Genomic DNA, 8,129 nt, shown 5'->3' with positions numbered 1-8,129 from the left:
AGAAGCACGTGTCCGAAGACCCTACAGAGGTGTTCTTCCGCGCGGCAGGTTAAGTGCGCGACGTCCGTCCTGTCGCAACACCTGCACTTACACGTCCTGCGCTTCGGAGGCTGAGGCCTTTCGGCGGAAAGCGTACTGCCCAGAGCGAAAATCAACGACGACGTAACTGCACAGTTTATTAAAATAGTAATAAATTGTTGCAAAATATACAAATAGAGAAATCCCGAACTAATAGAAACTTTACTAAATGAAATGTAACTTATAGTTCGGATTCCTCTATGGTTATAAAACAATTTATCTAGCTTCCGGTCATTTATGTTTTCTTTTTAATATATGCACCTAATCCTACACCACCGATACTAATCATATTCGGTGGGTCACTATCGTCATCTTCTTTTTCATCATTTTCTTCATCTTGATAATAATAATAAGCTTCTACACCTAACCCGCCTTCACTTATCATTTTGGCAATCCGTAATGCCTCTTCCGTTCGGTTTTCACCATTAGATTCCATACCCGTTTTCTCCCCCTTTTCTTCTAATATATTGTCGAAGCAAGGGATTAGTTACTCTCTGTTAATAGCAAGAAAAAAGCGCCGATGCAAAATGGGATTTCGTTTATTTATTGTTATATTGAGAAAACGATTGGTGCTGATGAACTTCTTGCTTCGTTTTTCGAAGTTAGTTAGGAATAATATTGGAGCATTTTATACACTTGAGCCGCCATAATCGATTCTGATTACAAAATAGTATAGTCATACCTTTTTAATAGATTTCTACCAAGTTGATTTCAGTAGTTAAATTTATCCTATTATCGCACGCGTTTGGTGAATATTGGCTCTACATAGAAATTGAACTTTCACCTTTATTAACGATTTAAACTTTCAATAAATTCTTCCGATTCCTCTGCTATTCGTCCATAGTCAATATTGTGAATATAGTGAGACGAATCTAACTCGATTTGTCCTACGTTATCATTCTTATTACTAAAAGTATTTTGGATTTCAATCCACTTTTTTTCATCAAAGCCTGTTTCTTGACCATTTGATGAAAACAAAAGTATAGGTACATTTGGAGTTCCGGCTTCTTTAACTTTTTGTGCATTTTCTTTAATATTTTTAATTTCATTGATCATATCTTTAGTCGATGTTCTTCGATAGAAAATGGAACGGTATAATTCTTTCTCCTCATCTGTCAACGTCCCATATTTTATTGCATCACTTTCAGATAGGTTCGGAATCCATCTAGTTAAACCAGTATTTGCAGCAAAAGCACCTAACCGAACAAGCAACATATTAATATCAAGATGCTCATACGCTGCGGGAACAGCCATATCTAATCCAATAATTGCTTTTATTTCATCGGGGTAAACTTGCGCCCAGCTTAAGGCTTCAATACCAGACATTGAATGAGGAAATAAAATATATGGACCTTCAACTCCTGACTTTAATAGAGCTTCTCTTGTTTCGGATAGAATTGTATCAATGTCTCGATCATTGTTTGTAACTTCGCTAAAACCATAACCTGCCTTTTCAATAACAACAATTCTATATGTATCGCTTAACAAGTTATATAGTGATTTGAAATCTAATACAGGTGAACTTGTGCCACCACCAGACATAAAAACTAGAGTTTCTTCTCCATTTCCTTCTGTATAAATATGCATTTGATGACCATTAACTTCTACAAGTTGCCCAGTCGGAACAAATAGTTCTTCTTCTTTTGATAACTGTATTTTATGATTAATAAAGCTCAAAGAAAGAATCAACACAAAAATTGAAATAATACCCGCAAATAGGATTAACATAAGACGTTTGAATCTTTTTCTCATATTTCCCACCTATAATTTTAATTCTATTCTCACGATTATACGATTCCAAAAGCAACGCATCGTTGTTTAACAATTTATTTATTTCCTTATTCCACAATCTAGTCTGCTTCTCCAATAAACATAACATGATTATTCCACAAAATGGACCGTTTAATGAATAAGTCGTAATTGGATCTAAAAAATTCAGAATTTAATTACAATTATATACTACCACATTTTTACACTACGGTAATGAAACACAAATAATTCTATCTCTGTTATAAGCCAATTAATTCACATAAACTAATCACAGCATAAATCGCTACCAATTTAGTAACATGTTAATATACTAAGTAATAGGTTTTTAACAAAAAACAAATGTGAATTCATAAGTGAAAGATGGTGTGATCTTAAAATCTTTTTACCTCTTCTATTTTAATAAACATTGTTATATGAAAAAACAACGGCTAAATTTAACCGTTGTTTTAAATACTATTGTGTTTTACTATATTTTATCAAGGATTCTCTACAATAACGGAAACCCCTTACTATTAAATAATTTTATTTACTTTTGAGTTGTTAATTGCTCTTCACGAACTGCTTTTGCCGCTTCAACCATTACTTTGAGTGCGGCAACTGTCTCTTCTTCTTTTCTCGTCTTTAATCCGCAATCAGGATTTACCCAGAATTGCTTTGGAGAAATTGTTTTGAGCGCGCGGTTAATATTTTGTTTGAGTTCTTCTACAGCTGGAATTCTTGGGCTATGAATGTCATAAACTCCAAGGCCAATTTCTTTAGTATATGTGTTTTCTTCAAATGTCGATACGAGTTCTCCATGACTTCTAGACGTTTCAATCGAAATGACGTCCGCATCAAGTGCATCAATGCAGTCAAAGATATCTTCGAAGTTCGAATAGCACATATGTGTATGAATTTGGGTATCAGCCTCGACCGTTGCTGTCGCTAATCGGAATGCATATGCCGATTCCTCTAAATATTCATCCCATTTTTCTTCATCTAGCGGCAATCCTTCTCGTAATGCCGGTTCATCGACTTGAATAATTTTAATATTATTTTTTTCTAATGCTTCAATCTCTTTTCGTAAAGCTAACGCAATTTGTTTCATAATTTCATAACGTGGTGTAGTGTCATGAACAAATGACCAATTCAGAATCGTAACTGGGCCTGTAAGCATACCTTTTACTGGACGGTGTGTAAGAGATTGCGCATAAACACTTTCTTTTACCGTAATCGGTTTATCCCAGGATACGTCACCGAAAATAAGTGGCGGTTTTACACAACGTGATCCATATGATTGAACCCACCCATATTCTGTGACGCTGAAGCCGTTAAATTTTTCACCAAAATATTCGACCATGTCATTACGTTCAAATTCACCATGAACGAGTACATCGATATCAATATTTTCTTGAATAGCGATCCAACGATTAATATTGTCATTGACAAACTGTTCATAATCTAAATCTGTAATCTCACCTTTACGCCATTTTGTTCGTGTGCTCCTTACTTCAGATGTTTGAGGTAAACTTCCAATTGTCGTTGTTGGTAGTAATGGTAATTGTAAACGTTCTTCTTGCAGTTTGATTCTTTCAGCAAATGGCGTATTTCGTTTTGCATCTTCTTCTGTCAGATTAGTTATTTCTTTTCTTACTTCATCATTTGAACGATATGTCGCTTGTAAATTATTAAGTGCTTCATTTACTTCATTTATTTCTCCCTGAATACTAGCTCTTCCTTCTTTTAGTCCTTTTATTAATGTAACAACTTCTTGTAGCTTCTCATCCGCAAAAGACAGTCCACCTAGAATGACAGAATCAATTTTCCCCTCTAACGTTTTCGTTACAGGTACATGTAATAAAGAAGATGAGGCTTGAACAATTAATTGTTCATCGTGTACAAATTGCTTAATCGTTTCTAAAATAGTTAATTTATCTTCCAAGTTTGCACGCCAAACATTACGACCGTCAATGATTCCGGCGGCTAAGACTTTATCTTTTGGAAATCCATATGTTTTCAAAAGCTCTAGGGAATCTCCATGTACAAAATCAAGACCAATTGCTTTTACTGGGAGCTTACTAATTCTTTCATAGGCAAATAGTTTTTCAAAATATGTTTGGAAAATGATATTAATTCCAGGTACTTTATCGGCAAATGCTTGATATATTTTCTCGGCCGCTTCGATCACTTCCTCATCCACTCTACTTGAAAAAATCGGTTCATCGATTTGTACCCATGTCGCACCGGCATCCGCAAGTTCTTGTAAAATTTGCACATATAAAGGCAGGAATGTATCTACCAATTTAGAAAAATCCGCTTCCTCATATCCTTTAGAGAGTTTTATAAACGTAATCGGCCCTAAAATAACTGGCTTCCCATCGATCCCTAGCTTCTCTTTTGCTTCTTGATAATAGTGAAGAGCACGGTTTTCTACTAGACTAGGTTTTGCATCATTGAATTCTGGAACAATATAATGATAGTTTGTGTTAAACCATTTTGTCATTTCTGAAGCAACGGCATCATCCACTCCGCGAGCGATTGCGAAATATGTATCGGTATCAACTTTCCCACCCGAATAATTGTATCGTTCGGGGACAATCCCAAATGTTGTTGCTGTATCTAGTACATGATCATATAGCGAAAAATCTCCGACAGGGATAAGGTCAATGCCTTTATCCTTCTGTTTTTGTAAATTGTTTAGACGGATCTCGTCTGTTTTTTCGATTAATTCTTTTTCTGATATATTTCCATTCCAATAGGCCTCAAGCACCCGCTTCCATTCTCTATTCTCTCCGATTCGTGGGTAACCTAAATTTGAACTTTTAATTTTTGACATTGTTTCTCCTCCGTTTATCTATATAATAATTTAAAAACCATACCTCGACGCTCAACGCTCAAGATGATAAAAGTAAGTTTTATCTGACTTGAGCAACCCTCAACTTGACTTGAGCAACTTTCGCCTCAACTTGAGCAACTTTCGCCTCAACTTGAGCAACTTCCGCCTCGACTTGAGCAACTTCCACCTCGACTTGAGCAACTCTCACCTCAACTTGAGCTACTTTCACCTCAACTTGAGCTACTTTCACCTCAACTTGAGCTACTTTCACTCAACTTGAGCTACTCTCACCCTAACTTGAGCAACTTCCACTCGACTTGAGCAACTTCCGCCTCAACTTGAGCAACCTCCACCTCAACTTGAGCAACTTCCACCCCCACTCGAGCAACTCACACCTCGACTTGAGCAACTCCAATCGATGTGTGTTCAGTTTTTTGTTGAACATAATTCACCAGCTCCACACAAATGTCATAGCGCATAAATGGTGTGATTAAATAAATACCGTTAAAATGTTTCAACGCTGTGTCGAGTAATTCTTTGGAAATTGCAATACTTTCAGCTGTTGCTAATTCTCGATTTCCAGCAGTTGCTTTCATTCGCGCTCGGACTTCATCTGTTAACTTTATACCTGGAACTTCATTATGCAGAAACTCTGCATTCTTGGTTGAAGTTAGTGGCATAATTCCTATAAATATCGGTGTTTCAATATGCGCCGTTGCTTTTTTCAATTCAATCATCTTTTCACTACTGTAAATTGGTTGGGTTAAAATGTAGTTGGCACCACTTTTAATTTTTCTTTCCATGCGCTGAACGCCCTTTTTGACATTAGCAACATTTGGATTAAATGCTGCCGCTACGCTAAAGGAAGTTTTTTCCCGTAAAGATTTTCCTGAAAATGAAATTCCATTGTTCCCCTTTTTAATTAACTCAATTAATTTAAATGAATTCACATCAAAGACAGAGGTTGCGCCTGGAAAATCACCAATTTTGGTTGGATCACCTGTAATTGCAAGAATCTCCGTAATTCCTAGTGTGTGAAGTCCCATAAGATGAGACTGCAACCCAATTAAATTACGATCACGACATGTTAAATGAACAAGCGGTTCTATTCCATGTTGTTGTAAAATTGTTGCCATAGCGACATTACTAATTCTTGGAGTCGCTAGTGAATTGTCAGCAAGCGTAATTGCATCAACTCCCGCATCCTTTAACGCTTTAGCTCCTTGCACATACTCCGTAATATCTAAGTGTTTCGGTGCATCTAATTCTACAATTATAGTGTGGCGTTTTTTTGCTTTTTCAGCTAATGTTTCTGTCTCATGCTTTCTTTTCGATAAAACTGCAACCGATTCCTTAACTTTAACTTTCTTTTCTGTAATTGGTGCTAGTTTTTTTACCCCTTCCACAAGCGCTTGAATATGTTCGGGAGTAGTTCCACAACACCCTCCGATTAACCGAACTCCTTGATCTCTAAGGGCTACTGCACAATCTTTAAAATAATTCGGTTCATTTTCATAAAAAAGCACTCCATCCCGATAAGCTGGTAAACTCGCATTTGGATATGCTGCCAAAAATGCCTTATCCAACAGTGGAACCGACTCCAGCGAAGTTACCATTTGGGAAGGACCTAATCGGCAATTTACTCCAACTACATCTGCACCGAGCGCTTCTAACTGTTTTAACGCATCAGGTAGCGTGACCCCATTTTCTAGCACACCCGGTTCATGCATAGAAACATTGGTAATGATCGGTAAATCTGTTTCTTCTCTAGCAATTTGCAAAACTATTTTTAATTCATCGAGATTATAATAGGTTTCAAGGATTAACCCATCCACGCCCTCCAGTAGTAAACAATATAATTGTTCCCGGAAACTTCGCTTGATTTCCTCATCTGACTCCAGTAAAGTTTGGGCACCATGAATTCCACCAATATTCCCCAAAACATGCACGCGTCCATTACTAGCTTTTTTGGCAATTTGAACTGCCTTTTGGTTAATATTTTTCACTTGTTCTTCTAACCCATAACGTGCGAGTTTAATATAGTTTGCACCATATGTGTTCGTCTGAATAACGTCAGCCCCCGCATTAATGTATGCTTCATGCACATTTTGAATTTGCTCCGGGTGGCTCAAATTTAACTCTTCAAAGCTACGATCCACCCCATGAGAATATAAAATCGTCCCCATCGCACCATCAGCGATTAATATTCGCTCCTTTAAGTCTGTTAATAAACTCAAAGTTCTGTCACCCCCAATTGAGTAATCGCTTCGAAAGCTTGCTCAAGATCAGCGATAATATCATCTTCATGTTCAACCCCAACAGAAGCACGAAGGAGACAATTTGATAATCCGTATGATTCACGCACCTCTTTTGGAATGTCCATATGTGTCTGTGTAATTGGGTATGTTAAAAAGCTCTCCACCCCTCCTAAACTTTCGGCAAACGTAAAAAGTTTTAATGCTTTTAGAAACGGCGAAACAAGTGCTTCATCAATTATTTCAAAACTTAACATTCCGCTTTTCCCCGGGTAATACACATCTGTTACAAGTGGATGAGTTCTCAAATACTCAACTACTTGCTTGGCATTATTTTCATGCTGCCTCATCCGAAGTGCCAATGTTTTCATCCCTCGAATGAGGCTAAAACAGTCATATGGTGATAAAACTGCTCCGATTGAATTATGCAAAAATGCTAACTCTTCGTTTAATGTCTCCCCTTTTGAGATGACAAGCCCTGCCAGCACATCGTTATGCCCTGCTAAATATTTTGTTGCACTATGAACAACAATATCTGCCCCTTCTTCAAGCGGTCGCTGAATGTATGGAGTGTACAGTGTGTTATCAACGATATGAAGAATCTCATGGCGTTTTGTGATCACCGAAATTTTTCTTAAATCAACGGTTTGCATTAACGGGTTGGTAGGTGACTCAATAAAAATCGCTTTCGTGTTATCCCGAATATAAGTTTCAAGTTCCTCATAATCTTTCCCGTCCCAATACGTAAATGAAAAATTATACTTTTCCTCGAAAACTTCAAATAAACGATAATTTCCGCCGTAAATATCACGAGATGCAATAAAATGTGATCCTTCTTCAAACAATGCAAATACAAGTTGGACAGCCGCCATACCGGAAGATGTCGCGAACGCTTTATCTCCACTTTCTAACTCTGCAACTGCTTTTTCTAATACATCTCTAGTCGGGTTACCAGTGCGGATATAATCATAACCGTCTTGAAGGCCAATCTCTTCATGGCGGAATGCAGTGGAAAAATAAATAGGTGTACTGACTGCGCGAAAATGTTCTTCTTTCCTATTTCCTATTTGCACAAGAAATGTCTCTTTCCTACACGAATCCGTCATTTTATTAACCCCTTTCTTAGTAAGTTTGCCAAATCGAGTAGAGGGGAAAATTAATTTTCCGCCCCTCTCACACCACCGTACATACGGTTCCGTATACGGCGGTTC

Annotated in this window: 6 protein-coding genes; all 6 read right to left on the bottom strand. The window is 37.3% G+C overall.

The features are described from left to right. Positions 1–313 precede the first annotated feature (313 nt). The 6 genes from ACPYKA_RS15760 to ACPYKA_RS15735 all read right to left on the bottom strand — a co-directional run bounded on the left by ACPYKA_RS15760 (position 314) and on the right by ACPYKA_RS15735 (position 8,024). Positions 314–514: a hypothetical protein gene (locus ACPYKA_RS15760; protein WP_479543172.1), complete on the bottom strand. Its 201-nt coding sequence runs from the start codon at positions 512–514 to the stop codon at positions 314–316. Positions 515–867: 353 nt separating this feature from the next. Continuing rightward, positions 868–1,830, bottom strand: coding sequence for an alpha/beta fold hydrolase (locus tag ACPYKA_RS15755; protein WP_479543171.1), 963 nt, complete (start codon positions 1,828–1,830; stop codon positions 868–870). Between the two features lie 544 nt (positions 1,831–2,374). Further along, entirely contained in the window at positions 2,375–4,663 is a 2,289-nt protein-coding gene (gene metE / locus ACPYKA_RS15750) for a 5-methyltetrahydropteroyltriglutamate--homocysteine S-methyltransferase (protein ID WP_479543170.1), read from the bottom strand. A 79-nt stretch (positions 4,664–4,742) separates the two neighbouring features. Continuing rightward, positions 4,743–4,934, bottom strand: a complete 192-nt coding sequence (locus ACPYKA_RS15745; RefSeq protein WP_479543169.1) for a hypothetical protein — start codon at positions 4,932–4,934, stop codon at positions 4,743–4,745. Positions 4,935–5,052: 118 nt separating this feature from the next. Beyond that, positions 5,053–6,900 (bottom strand): bifunctional homocysteine S-methyltransferase/methylenetetrahydrofolate reductase, encoded by a 1,848-nt coding sequence (locus tag ACPYKA_RS15740; RefSeq protein ID WP_479543168.1) that lies wholly within the window; start codon positions 6,898–6,900, stop codon positions 5,053–5,055. Next, on the bottom strand, positions 6,897–8,024 hold the full coding sequence (locus ACPYKA_RS15735) for a PLP-dependent transferase (RefSeq protein WP_479543174.1): 1,128 nt from the start codon (positions 8,022–8,024) through the stop codon (positions 6,897–6,899). The genes ACPYKA_RS15740 and ACPYKA_RS15735 overlap by 4 nt, the downstream gene beginning before the upstream one ends. Between the last annotated feature and the right edge of the window lie 105 nt (positions 8,025–8,129).

Source organism: Pseudogracilibacillus amylolyticus (SeqCode) (assembly GCF_051918545.1).
Lineage (GTDB): Bacteria > Bacillota > Bacilli > Bacillales > Amphibacillaceae > Pseudogracilibacillus.
Note: the sequence above shows the minus strand (reverse complement) of the source record. Positions and strands in the feature narration are given on the sequence as shown.

Coding starts and splice junctions, on each gene's coding strand:
- ACPYKA_RS15760 (WP_479543172.1), bottom strand. CDS start 514: ATGGAATCTAATGGTGAAAACCGAACGGAAGAGGCATTACGGATTGCC.
- ACPYKA_RS15755 (WP_479543171.1), bottom strand. CDS start 1,830: ATGAGAAAAAGATTCAAACGTCTTATGTTAATCCTATTTGCGGGTATT.
- metE (WP_479543170.1), bottom strand. CDS start 4,663: ATGTCAAAAATTAAAAGTTCAAATTTAGGTTACCCACGAATCGGAGAG.
- ACPYKA_RS15735 (WP_479543174.1), bottom strand. CDS start 8,024: ATGACGGATTCGTGTAGGAAAGAGACATTTCTTGTGCAAATAGGAAAT.